This window comes from Providencia sp. PROV048 (assembly GCF_033688165.1).
GTDB classification, from domain to species: domain Bacteria; phylum Pseudomonadota; class Gammaproteobacteria; order Enterobacterales; family Enterobacteriaceae; genus Providencia; species Providencia hangzhouensis.
In genome coordinates this window covers 3,798,185-3,813,815 of sequence record NZ_CP096360.1, presented here as the reverse complement: position 1 = coordinate 3,813,815, position 15,631 = coordinate 3,798,185, and the positions used below count along the sequence as shown (strand labels likewise).

The following is a 15,631-nucleotide window of genomic DNA, read 5'->3' as shown; positions in this document are numbered from 1 at the left end:
GAAAATGGCGATTCGTATAAATAAATGGGTAGGTGGTTTGCTAGTTATGATGGTTGGCGTAGGGCAATCATATGCAGGTATTTCACTGGATAGAACGCGACTGATTATTACAGGCGATGAAAATTCTGCGAGTGCTAATTTATCAAACACCAGCTCAAGTATTCCTTTTCTTGCTCAGTCATGGGTTGAAGATGCCAATGGAAAAAAAATTACATCGCCATTAGTTGTATTGCCACCATTACAGCGCATTAATGGGGGGCAAAAAGGGGTTGCTCGTGTTTCAAAAACAGCCGAGATAGATAAGTTACCTCAAGATCGTGAAAGTCTATTTTATTTAAATGTGCGCGAAGTTCCGCCAAAACCCGATAAACCGAATGTTTTACAGTTAGCGATGCAATCGCGCATTAAATTATTTTATCGGCCTACAGCCATTATTCCTGAGTCTAAAAGTGCAGTTTGGCAAGACCAAGTCATATTTTATAAACAGGGAAATAATTGGCGTGCTGAAAACCCAACCCCTTATTTTGTGACAATTATTAGCCTTAATAATAAACCGGTGGCAGAAGGTGGAAAAAAACTAACTGATTTTCCAGGGGTGATGATTGCACCTAAATCGCATCTCGATATTAAGGTCAATAGTTCAGGCGAGAGTTTCACCATGATGTATGTGAATGATTATGGTGGTCATCCAGAACTTAAATACAGTTGTAGCGGAAATACGTGTAAAGCGTTACCACCAGAGCAACAGATTCGCTAGGAGTATTGATATGAACATTAGGTGCTTAGGGATAGTGTTATTGGGGCTAGGAAGTTTCTCCGCAGTTGCAGAAATTGCGGATGAAAAGCTGTCTCGCCAAACATTGCTAGACGTACATAGTACTGTGCATTTGACAGGGAGCGTCTATGCATCACCTTGTGTTCTTGAATTAGAAACACAAGAGCAGTATGTCGATTTAGGTGACATCAATGCCAGAGAATTTCACCGCATTGGCGATAGAAGTACTCCTGTTGCATTTAATATTCGGCTCAAAGATTGCCAACGCGGGGCATCCAAGTCATTTGTGAATGCTGCTGGAGAGGCAACTCAAAATGCGCAGCGTTATTACTTGACGGGAGAAAGCGCTGTTTCATTGAGCATTGCGGGAGATACGGATTTTTTTAACCCTGATCTGGTGCGAGTGACAGGTGATATTCGAGGTGCCGGGTTGCGTATTTCTAGTAAAGAACATCAAAACTTAATGGTCAATCAGCCAACAAGTTCATGGGTGATCAAACCTGGTGATAACAACATTACACTTAATGCCTCATTGGAATCTACAGCACAGTCTGTTTCAGCGGGAACTTTTAGCGGATTAGTTAGGCTAAAACTGGAGTATTTATAACCATGTTTGTATCCAACAACAAAAAACTAAAAGATATGACTATTGTGGCTGGTTTACTCACAATAGGGGTCTTTCCGTTATCTGCTTTAGGTTATCCTCACGGTTCCGCTATACCGGACGGGGGAACTTATACATTCGAAGCGAGAATGAATAATCAATTACTCGTTAATGAGAAGGATGCAGAAACGGTATTCAATTTTGATGTGGGTAACTGGCCTTACTTTGATATTTACTGCCAAAGCTACATGAATCCAGGAGGGGTTGGGAATACCGGTCCTGATTCAGGAATGACATTTGATTTAATGTCAACTATTCCTACATCAATGCAAAACCCGGGGTACCTGAACCTTAATGAATATTTTGATGTAAAAGTTGAAATTCAAATAGGGGGAAGGGTTGGTCAGAAAGTCACTGTTCCAGTGAAGGATATGTGGAATGGGGGTTCTGACCCAATAGAGTGTAGACCACCGAGTGTTAATAGCCGTGATTATGGTGTCGAGCTACGGACAGGGTCGAGTGGAACGATCACGTTTAGGCTGAAAAAACCGATTATTAATGGCATTACCATCAACCAAGCTGAGCTGGTACAGGTTTTTGCCAAAAAAGGCAGCCCAGCGAATGGCAGTACAGCTTATGCGCCAATCCCTTCAACTCGGGTTGTTTTAGGAGCAGGGATTATCACAGTTGCTGATGAGTGTACGATTAATGAAGGTAACCCAATTAATATTGATTTTCTTGATGTAGCAAATACGAGTGAACAGTTAAATGGAATTAATTATGCTCAGCCCTTTAAGATCCCAGTTAAATGTACCGGTGGAAGTTTTACGACAGGTGATTTAAATATCAAGCTGTCACTCTTACCGGGGGCGTCAGGCAGTGCGGATTTTAACCCTGATTATTTCGGTACGTTAAAAAACGGCGTGAAACGCACAAATCTTGGCATTGTGGTGACTGATAATGTGGCGGGTACATTGGTAAAACCAAATCAAGCATACCAAGTGCCTGACTTTATTAATAACCAAGGTACCTGGAACCTAACGGCTGCGCCAATAGCTGCGCCTGGTAGTAGTGTGGAAGAAGGTGAATTTACAAGTACCGGGACAATCCTTGCTGAATTCCAATGAGGCCGATCATGCGAAATAATAATCAGATAAAGCGTACAAAATATTTATTGTCGATTGGCTTATATTTATTAGTCTCGGGGCCGATGAGTGCGAGTGTGATCCCAACTAATATGGGAAGCTATTCATTCAGAGGCATGGTTGTTGCTACGCCATGTCAGATAGCGCCGGGAAGTGAGAAGGTCCCTGTTGATTTTCAACAAATTTCGGTTAAAGACCTTTATAAAGAAGGTAAGTCGAAACCTTTAATTTTCTCAATCCATTTAACGAATTGTAATACGACCATATTTAAATCGGTGACAGTGACTTTTAATGGAATTGAAAATAAAAATCTTCCTGACCATCTTGCGATTAGTGACCAAAGTGAGGCAAGCGGAATCGGTATTGGGTTATTAAACTTAAATGAAACACCCATAGAATTGAATACGCCATCATTAGCGCAAAATTTGGCAAAAAATGATACGGAAATTCAATTCAAGGCTTATGTCGAAGCTGAGCCAGAAGCGAGAATTAACGAAACGATTACCTATGGGAATTTTTATAGCACTGCATACTATACATTAAATTATCAATAACGAATGAAACATGATGTTTGCAATCAAAATTAAAGATAATAAAAAAGAAAGTTATCCATGGGTACTTTTAGTTTTTGTCGTTATATTTTTTGGCATTATATTGCATATTTATCTGCCGAATATGGGCGGAACAGGTTTGTCATTGCCATTCAATATAATTAGTGGTTTTTTTATTGCTTTTTTTATTGTGATGATTAGTATTACACAAATTAAAAATTTAACCTTATACTATTCTAAGTCGAGTAATTATATTACGATTGGGTTAGTCTTATTATTAGGCTTGTGTTTTTTTGCGCCAGAAAATTACCAGCTTAATGCGTACTTGACTGCGTATTGGTTATTGGGGGCGTTGTTTTTTTATCAAGCTTTATTGCAAATAAATATTTCAGAAACTGTATTGAAAATAATTGTTTGCAGTGTATTATTTGCTGCTATTATTGAGAGTCTATATTCAATAGCACAGGTTTTTAATTTTTTTCCGATATCAGGGGATAGGCCATATGGCGTATTCCAACAAGTTAATGTTCTTTCTAGTTTTATTTGTGTTGGTATTGCCAGTGCAATAGGCATGTTTATTTTAATGAGAACTGTCACACGGTATGCGTTTGCCATTATCATTGTGAGTCTCATTTTAATGAGCATGGTATTGCCATTGTCCCAATCATTAACTGGATATTTAAATTTATTATTAATTGTTATTGTTTTTTATTTTTTCGCAAAGTATCATCGTCAATATATTGTTTACTCTTTAATAGCGATTGTTATCGGTCTTATTATTGGCTATGGAATAAAAGTTAGTTTTAATATTTCTGACTTTTCTGAAAGTAAATTACAAACATCACATATTAGATGGGTGCTATGGCAACATAGTTTATATTTATTTAGCGAAAATATTTTATTTGGCTCTGGGGTTGGTAGTTTTGAATCTGTATTTTTAGAGCGTTTTGGTGGTGGTTTGCTAGGAACCAGTGAAAAGGTTATTTCACATCCACACAATGAGATATTGCGTTGGATGGTTGAAGGTGGGTTAGTTGGTATTGCGGCAATATTGTTAGTTATTATTGGTAGTGGGTATTTACTTTATTCTTCATTAAAAAATAAAAATAATAATTATGTTTTTTTAGTTATTGCGTTACCAATTGTTTTTCATATGATGACAGAGTTTCCATTGTGGCTATCAATACCTCATGGGGTGGTATTGATACTACTAATACGTTGTGCCGATATTCCAACTAAAAAGTATCATTTAAATAAAATTGTAGGGTATTGTTCGAAAACAATTATTGCGTTAGGTGGTTTGTTATCCATGGGGTTGCTGTATTTTACTTTGCAAACGCAGCAATATTTAACGTATATCGAAAAAACAGGGCAACAGTTTCTTCTTTCTATGAATGAGCCCGATTATAGCGAGTGGAAATATTACTTAATCAATGATCGTTATAAATTGGATCTCAATATGGGGTATTTGTTACGCTATAACGAGACACAGAACCCCTATTACTTGAATTTATTTTCGTCTTGGGCAGAAAGCTATTCTCGTTCTTGCCCAGATATTAATGTTTATTTTTCTTGGATCCTTGTTTTAAATGAATTAGGTGAGAAAGAGAAAGCAAAAAGCGTCAAAGGAAAAGCGATTTTTTTATTTGATAATAATGAGAAATTAGAAGGATTGAATTTTTAATTATTCACGTAGTAATTCGTGTGTTAATTAAAAATCTAAATGATTTATTGGTGTTAATTATCAATAAATAGGGCGTTTTATTAATTAAAATCTATATTAAAGGAAATAACATGAAAAAGTTAAATGCTATCGAAGCTGCTGCTGTAGTTGGTGGAACAAAACAAGTTTGTACTGATTCTTACGAGAGCATCACTGTTGGTGGTGTTAAATCTTGCCAATTAGTAACGACTTGTACTGATAAGCACGGTAACAAAACATACAAAGCGAAAGCTGTTGGTGCATCAAACTGTGATGTAACAGCTCCATAGTATTAAATTTAATTTTTATTAATTGATACATGGGGAGTTATCCCCATGTATTTTTCGTACCTGAATGGAATTAACTGTTATGAATACTCGTTTTAAACCAATAACTATCACACTTTATACTCTATTTGTTATTATTGCTTCTTCACTCATGACGGTTTTGTTCTATCATATTTTTGTTTTTAATACTTTCTCAAATGATGATGCACAAGGCTCTTCTTTTATTGAATTTAATAGTGAACAAGTTCTGTTGAGTCCAATAAAAGAAAATAATAGCATCATAGAAGTCCTTTCTTATGGTTGCCATTATTGTGCAGTAAATCATGACAATGTCAGCCAATTCGAAAAAACACTCCCTGAGAATGTCAACTTTAAAGTCGTTCATTTAGCCATGGATAATAATATGGGGCTGGCTGCCTATGCGCCTATTTTTGCGACATTGGAAGAGATGGGGGTGGAATCTCAATTACGTCAGGATCTTTATACTGCCGTTATCAACGATAAGCTTGATTTAGCTAATAAAGATGTCTTAAACCAATGGTTAAAACGGCACAATATTGATTCAATCCAATACCTAAAAACCAGTGAAAGCCAAGCCGTTCAAGAACGTCTAAAAAATATGCTTGAAATTAGCAAATTTTATCAAATTACTGGAACACCTGCCTTTATTATCAATAAACGCTATGTTGTTTACCAAGACCGTGATTTTGCAGACTTTACTGCCTATATGCTTGAGTTATTAGATAAAAGTAATAAGGAGTTACGGTGATCCGGTTTTGCATTGTCTGGACGGTATTTACAGCGAAAAACTGTTTGATGCCGTTTAAAAAAGGATATCAAAAACTTAATCATAGTGGACTTGCCTTTTTACGGTTGTTATTGCGCCGAGGCTATATCACATCGGTATTATTTGTCTCCAATTTATTATGTCGCGTCGGCTTATTAGGTCGTCAATATCGTAATCGGAATAAAGTCGCCACGGAAAACTTTCGTAGTTTAATGGAAACGAAAGGGCATATTAATATGGGCTGGATAGCTGTTCGACGCTTCATTTTGGAAGAGGCAGCCACATGGGGACAAAACCAAAAAATCATGGCGCAAGTTCGAGTTTGTACCCTTGAACTTGATAGCGTCGTTGCGCCTTTACACCAACAAAATAAACCCGTTGTACTTGCTCCGTTACATATGGTTTCTGATGTTTTAGCCACCATGGTTGGGGCGGGGGTGACTCCTGGGAATGCGACGGTGGTGGTTTCGTCGAGCGCAGAGCAGCAAAAGTATAACGCTTCGGCACGTGAGTTAGGTCAGGTGAATTTATCTTATTGTTCTATTCATCAGGGAAATAAAGTATTAGCTAGCCAATTAATGACTGCGATGACAGAAACGGCGGCAGGGCAAAAAAATATGATTGTTTTCCCTGATATTACCCCTGATTACACGGTTCAAACAGAGGAAGGGGCGTCGAGCAAATTATCGTGCCATTTATTTAACCGTGCAGCAAAGCTGCACAATGGTGTCGTGCGTTTATCCAGTGCGATTTCGGCACAGGTAGTTTTTTATCATCTGTACTACCAAAACGGTTTAAAAATCAAGGTTTATCCGCCTGTTGCAGCAAAAGACGTTGCAACTCAAATGCCCGCCATCATTGAAAATGCGGTTCGTCATTATCCCAATGATTGGCTTTTATGGCATAGCCATTCACTTTATTTTATTAGCCATTAAATAATAATGAAAAATATTATTCCAAATTTTGTTTCTCAAGAAGAAACCAATGAATGTGGCTTAGCATGTATTGCGATGTTAGCACAAACTCAAGGTCTCAATGTTTCTCTTGAAACGCTGCGAGAGGTGTATCCAGCATCGGATCATGGAACTTCTTTGATTGACCTTTCGTCCATTTTAGCTAATTACGGTGTTGCGACGACACCAGTGCTATTTGAGCACCAAGAGCTCAATAGTTTACCACTTCCCGCTATTTTACATTACGGAGCAAGCCATTTTGTGCTGCTTGCTTATCGCAAAGGAAATAACGTGTGTGTGATGAACCCTGCAATTGGGCAGCAATGGTTACCTTTCTCTGCATTAAAAGCGGAAATCAGCGGTTATGCATTAATTTTAGAACCGGATACCGCGCTGGAAAAAATTGAATCATTAGCACCAGAAGACAAAAATGATGGGGCTGGGAAAAAAGCCCCTCATGCAATGAGCCTGAAAGAAACCTCAGAGATTCGCGGTGTTTATTGGTTGATGATATTCGCTTTTTTGGTTTCTTTAACGTTATTTTTAATGCCAGCCATGGTGAGCAATGCAATCAACCAAGCCTTTTCCGACGCCAAAAATGCCATTTTCCCTTATGGCTGGTTTATTGTTGCCTTTGTGGTTGCAACACTATTAGCCCTTGGTGTGAGAATGCTGAGTGAGAGATTCGTAAAACACTTTGTGTTGATTAAAAGTGGGGTTGGTTTTTCTCGTTTATTGAGTAATCCATTGCGATTTTTTGAAAAACGCGCACCCGGGGATGTTTTTAGCCGTTTTGTCGCTTGGCAGGGGGCATTAACCGAAAAAATTGAGCTGGATAACGGGCTACGAACGGATTGGGTTATTTGTGCGATAGCATTAGGTACCATGTTTTGGATTGCACCCGTATTAGCGGCTATTTCAGCTGCGGGTGTTACCGTGATGGGCTTAATTAGCGTATGGGCGATTATTCGTGATCGGTGGTATACCCAGCAGTTACAGTTAAAATCAGCAGAATTAAATGACTTTTTTATGGAGACGCTGCAGGGCATTCTGACCATAAAAACAGCAGGGATAGAAAATCAGCGTAAGGCGCAATTTGCATGGTTAAGCCGTGAATTGTTTACCTGTATGCAACGCAGAAATGTGTATCAACAAATTAAAGATGGCATCTATCAATTAACCGGTAGTTTGGAGATGGTCATTTTTATGTTAGTGGTTTTACCCATGGTGGCCAATGAGTTAATTTCTTTGGGGGATTTCTTTGCTTATAGTTTCTTGCGTCAAATTTTCACCAATTATGTGACGCGTATTTTTTATGCGATTATCCATAAGTCGCAACTGCATATTATTGATACACGTGCCCATTCTTTATTCCCTAAGAAAAGTGAGCAGGACACCGCGCCATTCCACGAAAAACAAGCCGCAGTGCTAGGAAAAGCCCCTCACTTATCTTTCAATGGGATTCATTTCAGTTATGACCCTGCGAAACCGATTTTAAATAATGTGTCATTAGACTTACCTTCAGGTACGCAGGTTGCCATTGTTGGGGAGTCAGGAGCAGGAAAAAGCACATTATTACGGACAATCGCGGGTTTATTCAGCCCACAGCAAGGAGTATGCGAGTCCAACGGTGAGGTTGTCAGTGTGCAGCAGCTTACGCAATTGGTTTGCTTGCAAAGCCAAGAAGATATTTTATTTAATGCGACCGTCTTAGATAACATCACGCTATTTGACCCTAACTTCCGCGAAAAAGATAAAAAAAGAGTCGAAGTGTTGCTTGATAAACTGGCTCTCGGTGCAGTGATTAATCAATTACCTGGTGGGGTTAATGCGTTAATAAGAGAAAGCCATGCGGCGCTATCACTTGGGCAACGTCAACGTTTGTTATTGGCTCGTTCGTTATATAGTGCCCGTCCTATTTTGTTATTGGATGAGCCCACCGCCAATTTGGATGAAGAAACGGCGAAAATAGTCATGGCGACCATTCAGTCACATTGCCAGAAAACAGGTAAGACATTGATTGTTGTCACTCACAGTGAAGAGCTGGCGGCTAATTTCGATGCACTTTACCGAATAGTTGATGGGAAATTAAGTCTTGAGAACAGCCCTAATAAAGCCCCTTGTGTGACAACAGGTACGCCTCAACCTGAACCTTCTTTGTTAGCGGCAATGGAAGGAACTCCCTCATGACCTCTCGCCACGTAGCACCAAAATTGGGTTTAACGACTCAACGATTACGCATTTTAGGTGGGTTGGTAGCACTACTTGTGCTGATCGTGGTGATCGGCCGTTTTGTTTGGCAATCACCCGCGCCAGCGTTGCATGAAAACGTAATTTTATCGGTGGAACGTGGCGATATTGAAAAAGTTGTCATGGTCACGGGGACATTAAAGCCCTCAATGCAAGTTAACGTAGGGGCTCAGGTTAACGGGCAAATCAAAAAACTGTATGTAAAACAAGGCGACAAAGTAGTTAAAGGGGAATTGTTGGCAGAAATCGACCCAACTATCCAGCAGTCTGAGCTCAAAAATGCAACCGCTCGGTTATCCAGTGCTCAGGCGCAAAAACGGGCTGCAGAAGCGACATTAATACAGTATATCAAAGCCTATCGGCGCCAAGTGGTGATGCAGAGAGATGGCTCTGGTATTCGCAGTGAATATGAACAAGCACAAGCCCAATATGAGGCGCAATTACAGCAGGTTAATGTCAATGAGGCGTTAATCACGCAATCAGAAATGGACGTGCAAACTGCACAAGCTAACCTCAATTTTACACGGATCATCGCGCCGATTAGTGGCGAAGTACTGGGTATTGTGGCGAACGAAGGGCAAACCATCGTTTCTTCACAGACAGCACCGACCATTTTAGTGCTGGCGAACCTAGATAAAATGCAGGTTCAGACACGAATTTCGGAAGCGGATATTCAAAAAATTCGCCCAGGCCAACCCCTCACATTCTATGTGATTGCGGACCCTGAAACGCACTACGAAAGTACCATGGGGTATGTTCAACCTATTCCTCCCGAAGCGCTTGATGAAAATAACAATAATTCTGGAGGGCAACAGAACAGTGCAATTTATTACAACGGAACATTTGAGGTTGATAACGCCGATCGTGCATTAAAGACATCAATGACAGCTCAAGTATTTATTCGTGTTGCACAAGCGAAAGATGCGTTACGACTCCCCGTTAGTGCACTGGGGCGAGCGGTAGGTGCAAACCAATATGAAGTGACCGTGATCAACAATGAAAAACCGGAAATTCGCACTATCAAAGTGGGGATTAATGATCGCCATTTCGTCGAAGTACTTGAGGGGATTAGCGAGGGTGAACACGTTGTTATTCAATCAGATAATGTGGCGAGTTAATGATGGCGACGACACGAAATGTATCTTTTACCCGCCCTCTGATTGAACTTCATCATGTTTACCGTGAGTTTTCAGCAGGTACGCAAACTATTCCTGTTTTGAATGATATTTCGCTATCAATTAACCAAGGAGAAATGGTCGCTATCATTGGCGCATCAGGTTCAGGTAAATCGACTCTGATGAATATCATTGGTTGTTTAGATAAGCCTTCTCAAGGAGAAGTGTTTATCAATGGGATTGCGGTTCATGAGGTGAACAGTGACCAACTGGCGGAATTACGTAGCCAATATCTTGGATTTATTTTTCAACGTTATCACCTGATGCCCTACCTGACTGCAGAGGAAAATATTGCTATCCCTGCTTTGTATACGGCAATGCCAGAAGATGAGCGGAGCGCACGAGTTGCTTTATTAGCAGAAAAGTTAGGGTTACAAACACGCTTGGATCACAAACCTTATCAGCTATCAGGTGGGCAACAGCAGCGTGTTAGTGTTTGTCGCGCCTTGGTCAATGGTGCACAAATCATTCTTGCAGATGAACCTACAGGGGCATTAGATAGCGCCAGTGGCCATGCATTGATGGATATTTTACATCAGCTTCATCTCGATGGGCACACTGTTGTGATTGTGACCCACGACCAAAATATCGCTCAGCAAACTCAGCGAATTATTGAAATTAGTGATGGAAAAATTGTTTCTGATAAGCAGAACCAAGCACAGACAGACACAAAACAACGGCACCAGCTTCCTGCTGTTGAAGATAATGGCCGTGCATCGGTGTGGCGCAATATTATTGAGTCCATTCGTATGGCATGGCGGGCCTTACTCGGTCATCGTATGCGTGCATTTTTGTCGATGTTGGGAATTATCATTGGTATTTCTTCTGTGGTGTCATCAATGGCCGTGGGGGAAGGTGCAAGACGCTCCATCATGGATGAAATCGGGAAGCTTGGTAGCACGACACTGGAAATTCGCCCCGGTACTGGGTGGGGGGCAAAGCGGCCTGATATGGAGCGTGCGTTATCGTTAAATGATGTTAAAAGCCTAAAGCAACTGCCATGGATTGAGTCTGTTTCTCCCGTCGCGAGTAGCATGACGATGGTCGTTAATAAAGGCTTGGATAACTCCATCATGCTTAATGGTGTTTCAGAAGAGTATTTTGCGGCACAAGGGTTTCAGCTTTTACATGGCAGTTTATTCAGTACGCTCGATATGGCTGACAGTGAACCCGTTATTGTATTGGATGAAGGAAGCCGAGAAGTACTTTTTCAGCCAGAAGAAGAACCGTTAGGGCAAATTGTGCAGATTGGCCATTCACCATGGCGAATTATTGGTATTGCCCGTAAACCGGGGCCCAAAATGTCGAGTGGCTTTGTTATGGGATGGGTACCTTACTCATCGTTACAGCAACGTGTGGTCGGGGACAAACCTATTGAGTTTATTTCACTGCGCTTCCCTGAAAGCTTAACCTCTCAGCAAGCTGAATTACAGGTTGAGCGTTTGTTATTACGCGAACATGGTAAAAAGGACTTTTTTATTCAGTCGGATGACCAACTCGCCAATGCATTACAAAAAACATCCGATTCTATGTCATTACTGATCACATCGATTGCCGCTATTTCCTTATTGGTTGGCGGCGTTGGGGTGATGAATATCATGTTGGTTTCTGTAACGGAACGAACTCATGAAATCGGGATCCGCCTTTCCGTCGGTGCGCGTCCTCAAGATATTATGAACCAATTTCTGATAGAAGCTGTGATGATTTGCTCGCTTGGCGGCTTAATTGGTATTGTCGGTTCATGGTTAACGGGGTGGATTTTCTCTTATTTCACCACTGAATTTACGATGGTGTTTACTCTGTTCCCCGTTTTATTAGCGTGCGGTTTCTCCGCTCTAATTGGTTTGGTTTTTGGTTATTTTCCTGCTCGTCGGGCTGCCAAACTCAACCCAACGGAGGCATTGGCACGCGAATGAATATCAAATCACTTTATATTATTTCTGCTTTATTTTTGCTTAATGGCTGCGGCAGTTTTACGCGTACCGAATACCAACGCCCTGAACTCACATTGCCTCAGAAATGGGATGATAAAATACGCCAATCTGGTGCGAATGACGTGATTACGTCAGTGCAGGGGGGGAATGTTGCTGGAAATTGGTGGGATAAGTTTAAAGATCCTCTGCTATCCCAACTGATCAATCAGGTATTAGAAAATAATAATGATTTAGCCACAGCGGCAATTAAATTAAAGCTTGCGCGAAGTACTGCTGGGTTAGCAAATACCAATATAACCCCAGATTTCTCCCTTGGGGGGTCAGCAAGTAATACAAAATCTATACGTCATGGAACCTCCCCTCAAGAAAGCTATAGCTCAAATCTAACCTTAAATTATGAAATCGATTTATGGGGAAAACTGGCACGTATTCGTGAAAAGAATGAGTGGGAAGCTATAGCAACCGAACAGGATTACCATGCAACAGCATTAGTGGTTATTAATACGACAGCACAATTATATTGGAATATTGCGCTGTTAAATCAACAGATTGATAACCTGATTGCGAGCCAAAAGATTGCAGAAAAAAGTCAGCAGCAAATTAAGTCATGGTATTTGGCAGGAAAAGTTAGCCAGCTGGATTTCTTACAATCACAGCAAACTGTGATTAGTCGAAAAAATGAATTACGACGGCTCATTAAAGAACGTGACAGCTCCCGTAATGCATTAGCGCTATTGTTAAACCGCCCTGCAGAGCAACATGTGCGTGAGCTCACCGCACTTAATCGAAATCAACGGATTGAAATTCTTAACGCGACACCGTTGGCCGTATTAGCACAGCGGCCGGATATTCAAGCCGCCGAGTCACGTTTACGTTCCGCGCTTGCTGATTCTGACGCTGCTAAATTGAGCTTCTACCCGACACTGTCTTTGCAAGGTGCGCTTAATGCGGGTAGCCAGCTGTTTTCTCAATGGTTTAGTGACCCGACACGGGTTGTTGGGGGTTCGATTTCTTTGCCATTTATTCAGTGGAACACAGTGAAATTGACCATTGAACAATCCGACTTACAAGTGCAACAAGCTGCGGTGGCATTTCGTAGTGCGGCTTATACCGCCTTGTCAGAAGTCGATAATGCGATGGAGGCCCGTTTTGCCGCGGATGAAATTCGTCAGCAATTGCAGCAGTCATTATCACTTAGCCAGCAGCGACTAAAACTAACCAACAGTCGTTACAGAGCCGGTGCTGTGGATTATCAAACGCTGCTTAATGCGCAAGATGACCTTTTAACTATTGAGAACTCATTAGCGCAAAATCAATACGATTATCTTTATGCAACGCTACAACTTTGGCTAGCACAAGGTGGCGATAGCGCTCGACAGGAGGACAACCCATTATGAACCAAAAATCTCACTTTAAACGCGTTGTTGTCACAGGCTATGGGGCTGTCACTCCTCTGGGTGATACGGCTTCGGCATGTTGGCAAGCAATTATGGATAAAAAGCTCGGTTATCGTTACGTTGATAAAACCGCGCAAAATATCCACAGCCATTTTTTAGGGCTTATTGATAATGAACCTAGCTTAAAAGGGGTTCCCGCGGCTATTCGTCGTCGTTTACCACGCCATACGCGTTTAGCCTTGGGGGCAGCGCGAGAAGCCATGGATATGGCCTTCGCAGGCACGCCATTAACTGATTTTTATGACCCACTGATGTGCGGTGTAATTATGGGAACAGGATGGGCAGGGCTTGATGAAAGTTATATGTCAGTCAGTGAATTCGAAGCGACAGGGATGACCTCGCCTTTCAACTGTTTTTATGCAATGCCAAATGTGACAACGGCGGCTTGCAGCCAGTTTTGGAACCTGCGTGGATATCAAAACACGACCATCGCGGCTTGTGCGACAGGCACTATTGCGATTGGTGATGCTTTTGAAGCGATTCGTCATGGACGAGCCGATATGATGCTCGCTGGTGCAGGGGAGTCCTTGCGGACAGATTGTGCTGTATGGAATATCGATGTTCTTGGTGCTTTAACACGTGAAGCGGAAGACCCGACTCGTGCCAGTTGCCCATTTAGCGCAGATCGCAGTGGTTTTGTCCTTTCTGAAGGTGCGGCCGTATTGTGTTTAGAAGAGCGTGAGAGCGCTATTTCTCGTGGCGCCACCATTTTGGGCGAGATTACAGGGTATGCAAATTTTTCTGATGCCTTTGATTTTACATCACCAGCAGAAGATTGTGTTGCCCGAGTGAAAACCATTGAAATGGCTTTACAACAAGCGGGAGCTGCTCCTGAATCTCTCGATTATATCAATGCCCATGGAACCTCAACGGCTCTTAATGACTTAAATGAAACAGAATCATTGAAAAAGGCATTAGGTGCGGCAGCTTACCAAGTCCCAATATCCAGTACGAAATCCTATACGGGACATTTAATTGCCGCTGCTGGTAGCTTTGAAACCATTATTTGCTTGCAAGCGATGGCGCATGGCGTGATGCCCGCAACCGCTAACTTACATCACCCGGACCCGCAATGTGACCTCGATTATATTCCTAACGAACACCGTATTGGTGAAGTTAAGCGTGCACTAAACCTGAGTTTTGGCTTCGGTGGGGCAAACGCGGCGCTGATTTTAGAGAAAGCGTTATGAGAACGTTACGTTATACCCTTGAGGATGCAAAACAGTGGGCATCATTTTCTGGTGATGATAACCCGATTCATTTCGACCTTGAATGGGTCAAAGCGAAGGGCGGAGATCAACTGAGTGTGCATGGCATGCGTGCACTACTCGATGTGAAACAATTCGCGAGTGAGTCATTAAATCACCCATTATTGGCTTCACAAGAGGTTACCGCCCCTGAGTTTATCAAATGTGTCGTGCGGTTACGCAATCCGCTATGGAACGATAAAGATTATCAATTAGTTGCACGAAATAAAGCGGGATCGGTGGCTTTACTCTCTTCTGATGAGCAACAAAACTGCTTAACTTGCCAATTGTCGCTCACCCCTCCACCGGTATTACATGAAATCGCCAATGAAATAATGATTTCGACCGCAGAGATGGTGAAATTGCAGTCAATATTTTCTCAGTTTTCCAACGAAATGTATGAATGGCAGTTTATTGACGCAGTTTTGTTCTGGTACTTAATTCATGATAGCTCGTTATTTGAACAACAAGAGATCGCACAATGGTTGCCGGTCGGCTCAACATTGAAAGATATTTTTTGCCGTTATCCTATCGTACAAACCCACCAAGAGGTGGTGTTTGACCGTGAACTTCTAACGAAATGGGCTCCTATCACCTCTCCTGAGCCTATTTACCTACGTATTTTGCCGGCCTTAGTGATCGCGGATAGTGAGAGTGGTCGATTAGTGAGTATTAGTATCGCCGCCCGCTACAGAGAAAAAATAATAAATAATTCAATAACATTGAAAGTTAATTCAATAACTCAATAAGAATGCAAGGATAAA

At 41.5% G+C, this 15,631-nt stretch carries 14 protein-coding genes; all 14 read left to right on the top strand.

Annotation, left to right across the window (positions count from 1 at the left end):
- The first annotated feature begins 4 nt into the window (after window positions 1-4).
- Window positions 5-757 carry a molecular chaperone gene (locus M1F26_RS17020; protein WP_109912784.1) on the top strand — a complete coding sequence of 251 codons (753 nt, stop codon included), beginning with the start codon at window positions 5-7 and terminating at the stop codon, window positions 755-757.
- A gap of 10 nt (window positions 758-767) precedes the next feature.
- A complete protein-coding gene (locus M1F26_RS17015; RefSeq protein WP_140171784.1) occupies window positions 768-1,382 on the top strand; it encodes a fimbrial protein in 615 nt (204 codons plus the stop codon).
- A 2-nt stretch (window positions 1,383-1,384) separates the two neighbouring features.
- On the top strand, window positions 1,385-2,506 hold the full coding sequence (locus tag M1F26_RS17010) for a fimbrial protein (RefSeq protein WP_140171783.1): 1,122 nt from the start codon (window positions 1,385-1,387) through the stop codon (window positions 2,504-2,506).
- An 8-nt stretch (window positions 2,507-2,514) separates the two neighbouring features.
- Window positions 2,515-3,078, top strand: a complete 564-nt coding sequence (locus M1F26_RS17005) for a fimbrial protein (protein ID WP_227528846.1) — start codon at window positions 2,515-2,517, stop codon at window positions 3,076-3,078.
- A gap of 10 nt (window positions 3,079-3,088) precedes the next feature.
- Window positions 3,089-4,759, top strand: a complete 1,671-nt coding sequence (locus M1F26_RS17000; protein WP_140171781.1) for an O-antigen ligase family protein — start codon at window positions 3,089-3,091, stop codon at window positions 4,757-4,759.
- Window positions 4,760-4,869: 110 nt separating this feature from the next.
- Window positions 4,870-5,067, top strand: a complete 198-nt coding sequence (locus M1F26_RS16995) for a DUF4762 family protein (RefSeq protein ID WP_004259555.1) — start codon at window positions 4,870-4,872, stop codon at window positions 5,065-5,067.
- 79 nt (window positions 5,068-5,146) lie between these two features.
- Window positions 5,147-5,833 carry a thiol:disulfide interchange protein DsbA/DsbL gene (locus tag M1F26_RS16990; protein WP_227528845.1) on the top strand — a complete coding sequence of 229 codons (687 nt, stop codon included), beginning with the start codon at window positions 5,147-5,149 and terminating at the stop codon, window positions 5,831-5,833.
- Window positions 5,830-6,786 carry an ABC transporter gene (locus M1F26_RS16985; protein ID WP_140171779.1) on the top strand — a complete coding sequence of 319 codons (957 nt, stop codon included), beginning with the start codon at window positions 5,830-5,832 and terminating at the stop codon, window positions 6,784-6,786. Before M1F26_RS16990 ends, M1F26_RS16985 begins: the two co-directional genes overlap by 4 nt.
- A gap of 6 nt (window positions 6,787-6,792) precedes the next feature.
- Window positions 6,793-8,994, top strand: a complete 2,202-nt coding sequence (locus M1F26_RS16980) for a peptidase domain-containing ABC transporter (protein ID WP_140171778.1) — start codon at window positions 6,793-6,795, stop codon at window positions 8,992-8,994.
- Window positions 8,991-10,172: an efflux RND transporter periplasmic adaptor subunit gene (locus M1F26_RS16975; protein ID WP_004907670.1), complete on the top strand. Its 1,182-nt coding sequence runs from the start codon at window positions 8,991-8,993 to the stop codon at window positions 10,170-10,172. The genes M1F26_RS16980 and M1F26_RS16975 overlap by 4 nt, the downstream gene beginning before the upstream one ends.
- Window positions 10,172-12,145, top strand: a complete 1,974-nt coding sequence (locus M1F26_RS16970; RefSeq protein ID WP_004907673.1) for an ABC transporter permease — start codon at window positions 10,172-10,174, stop codon at window positions 12,143-12,145. Before M1F26_RS16975 ends, M1F26_RS16970 begins: the two co-directional genes overlap by 1 nt.
- A gap of 2 nt (window positions 12,146-12,147) precedes the next feature.
- Window positions 12,148-13,560 (top strand): efflux transporter outer membrane subunit, encoded by a 1,413-nt coding sequence (locus M1F26_RS16965; RefSeq protein WP_140171884.1) that lies wholly within the window; start codon window positions 12,148-12,150, stop codon window positions 13,558-13,560.
- Window positions 13,557-14,810, top strand: coding sequence for a beta-ketoacyl-[acyl-carrier-protein] synthase family protein (locus M1F26_RS16960; protein WP_094962371.1), 1,254 nt, complete (start codon window positions 13,557-13,559; stop codon window positions 14,808-14,810). The genes M1F26_RS16965 and M1F26_RS16960 overlap by 4 nt, the downstream gene beginning before the upstream one ends.
- Window positions 14,807-15,616, top strand: a complete 810-nt coding sequence (locus M1F26_RS16955; RefSeq protein ID WP_047755905.1) for a MaoC family dehydratase — start codon at window positions 14,807-14,809, stop codon at window positions 15,614-15,616. Before M1F26_RS16960 ends, M1F26_RS16955 begins: the two co-directional genes overlap by 4 nt.
- Window positions 15,617-15,631 lie beyond the last annotated feature (15 nt).

Bases quoted from the DNA above. Each gene is read 5' to 3' on its own strand.
- M1F26_RS17020 (WP_109912784.1), top strand. From the start codon at position 5: ATGGCGATTCGTATAAATAAATGGGTAGGTGGTTTGCTAGTTATGATG.
- M1F26_RS17015 (WP_140171784.1), top strand. From the start codon at position 768: ATGAACATTAGGTGCTTAGGGATAGTGTTATTGGGGCTAGGAAGTTTC.
- M1F26_RS17010 (WP_140171783.1), top strand. From the start codon at position 1,385: ATGTTTGTATCCAACAACAAAAAACTAAAAGATATGACTATTGTGGCT.
- M1F26_RS17005 (WP_227528846.1), top strand. From the start codon at position 2,515: ATGCGAAATAATAATCAGATAAAGCGTACAAAATATTTATTGTCGATT.
- M1F26_RS17000 (WP_140171781.1), top strand. From the start codon at position 3,089: ATGATGTTTGCAATCAAAATTAAAGATAATAAAAAAGAAAGTTATCCA.
- M1F26_RS16995 (WP_004259555.1), top strand. From the start codon at position 4,870: ATGAAAAAGTTAAATGCTATCGAAGCTGCTGCTGTAGTTGGTGGAACA.
- M1F26_RS16990 (WP_227528845.1), top strand. From the start codon at position 5,147: ATGAATACTCGTTTTAAACCAATAACTATCACACTTTATACTCTATTT.
- M1F26_RS16980 (WP_140171778.1), top strand. From the start codon at position 6,793: ATGAAAAATATTATTCCAAATTTTGTTTCTCAAGAAGAAACCAATGAA.
- M1F26_RS16975 (WP_004907670.1), top strand. From the start codon at position 8,991: ATGACCTCTCGCCACGTAGCACCAAAATTGGGTTTAACGACTCAACGA.
- M1F26_RS16970 (WP_004907673.1), top strand. From the start codon at position 10,172: ATGATGGCGACGACACGAAATGTATCTTTTACCCGCCCTCTGATTGAA.
- M1F26_RS16960 (WP_094962371.1), top strand. From the start codon at position 13,557: ATGAACCAAAAATCTCACTTTAAACGCGTTGTTGTCACAGGCTATGGG.
- M1F26_RS16955 (WP_047755905.1), top strand. From the start codon at position 14,807: ATGAGAACGTTACGTTATACCCTTGAGGATGCAAAACAGTGGGCATCA.